The organism is Curtobacterium sp. B8, from assembly GCF_000333315.1.
GTDB lineage: Bacteria > Actinomycetota > Actinomycetes > Actinomycetales > Microbacteriaceae > Curtobacterium > Curtobacterium luteum.
On the sequence record NZ_BACW01000262.1, the window covers coordinates 1 to 1,802 of the forward strand.

The 1,802-nt window shown below is 71.8% G+C and carries 2 protein-coding genes; one reads left to right on the plus strand and one right to left on the minus strand.

The features are described 5' to 3' along the window. Nucleotides 1-39: 39 nt before the first annotated feature. On the minus strand, nucleotides 40-549 hold the full coding sequence (locus tag I59_RS19350) for a trimeric intracellular cation channel family protein (protein WP_049976539.1): 510 nt from the start codon (nucleotides 547-549) through the stop codon (nucleotides 40-42). 69 nt (nucleotides 550-618) lie between these two features. On the opposite strand from I59_RS19350, the gene efeU reads away from it, so the two are divergent. After that, nucleotides 619-1,802 (plus strand): iron uptake transporter permease EfeU (efeU, locus tag I59_RS06340; protein ID WP_022903143.1); only part of this gene is annotated, 1,184 nt, incomplete at its 3' end.

Consider the following 1,802-nt stretch of genomic DNA (forward strand, 5'->3'; position numbering starts at 1 on the left):
TCCCCACCGAAGGGGACCCGAGGAGGGACGCGGCCACCATCACGGCCGACGCGGCGACGGCGACGGTGGCGTAGAAGGCGTTGCGCCGAACACCGCGGGCACCCGACGGAGGAGCAGATCGCGCATCGCGCCGCCGCCGACCGCCGTGATCGTGCCCATGATGATCGCTGCCGGCCAGCCGAGGCCGGCGTCGAACGTCCGTTGCACCCCGACCACGGACCAGATCCCGATGACCGCCGCGTCGAGGATGGTGAACAGGCGGTCCCAGGTCACCTCGGAGAACGACACGAAGAACGCCACGAGCGCGCCGGCGATCGCCACCGGCACGTACAGCGGGTCGACGAGCGCGACGGGCGGTCCGTTCTGCAGCAGCGTGTCCCGCAGGATGCCCCCGCCGAGTCCGGAGACGAAGCCCACGACGAGGAACCCGAACAGGTCGAAGTCCATCGTCCGGGCGATCGAACCGCCCAGGAGAGCGGACGCGAACACGCCGGCGAGGTCGAGCACGTTCGTGACCGATGCCAGGCCCTCGGGGGTCAGCAGGTTCATGAGAACCATCAAACCCCACGCCGTAGGAGTGGCGAGCCGAGGGCGGGTTAGGTTAGCCTCACCTACGCCATGCTCGCCACACTCGTCATCGGCCTCCGCGAAGGTCTCGAAGCCACGCTCATCGTCGGCATCATCGCCGCCTTCCTGCGTCGCAACCGCGTGCCCCTCGCGCCGATGTGGTTCGGCGTCGGGACCGCCGTCCTGCTCAGCGTCGCCGTCGGCTTCGGACTCCAGCTCGTCGAGCAGGCACTGCCCCAGGCCGAGCAGGAGGGCATGGAGACCGTCATCGGCATCGTCGCCGTCGTCTTCGTCACCGGCATGATCGTCTGGATGCGGTCGCACGCGCGGAACCTGAGCACCGAGATCGAAGCCAGTGCCACGGCGGCCCTCGGGCGCGGAACCGCATGGGCACTCGCGGGCATGGCGTTCCTCGCCGTCCTCAAGGAGGGCTTCGAGACGTCGGTCTTCCTGCTGGCCACCTTCCAGGCCTCGCGCGACACCGGCTCGGCGGCACTCGGTGCGGTCCTCGGCGTGGCGGCCGCGGTCGTCATCGGGTACGGCATCTACACCGGCGGCGTCCGGTTGAACCTCGCGAAGTTCTTCACCGGCACCGGCGTCTTCCTCGTCTTCGTCGCGGCCGGGCTCGTCCTCACCGCGATCCGCCACGCGCACGAGGCCGGCTGGATCGTCATCGGACAGCAGCGCACCGTGGACCTGTCCTGGCTCGCGCCGAACGGGTCCCTCCAGGGCGCGCTCGTCACCGGCGTGCTCGGTGTCCCGCCGGACCCGCGGGTCATCGAGCTGCTCGGCTGGGCGCTCTACCTCGTGCCGGTGCTCGCCCTGTCGCTCTGGCCACGCTCCTGGCGCCCGACGCCGGCACGCGTGCCCCTCGTCCGGACCGTGGTCGCCGGTGGGCTCGCGCTCGCCGCGGTCGTCCTCGCGATCGGGGTTCCGGCCACCGTCGCGACGCCGCGCCTGCCCGACACCGTCCGGCTCGACGGTGACCAGACGAGCCTGACCGCCGACGTCCACGGGACGTCCGGGGTGCTCCGGACGTCGGGGAACGGCGCGCAGTCCGAGACGGCACTCCCGGCCTCCGCACACCGCCGGGTCACCCGCGCCGGCGTCACCGCCGACCGCTGGCGGATCACCGGTGCCGGCACGGGAGCCGAACAGCCGAGCAGCCTGACGCTCGACGACCTCGTCGGGCTCTTCGGCCGCATCCCGGGGGCATCTCCCCGTCGACCAACCCC

What these genes read in the sequence shown, in the direction of transcription:
- I59_RS19350 (WP_049976539.1), bottom strand. Translation starts at nt 549, where the DNA reads ATGAACCTGCTGACCCCCGAGGGCCTGGCATCGGTCACGAACGTGCTC.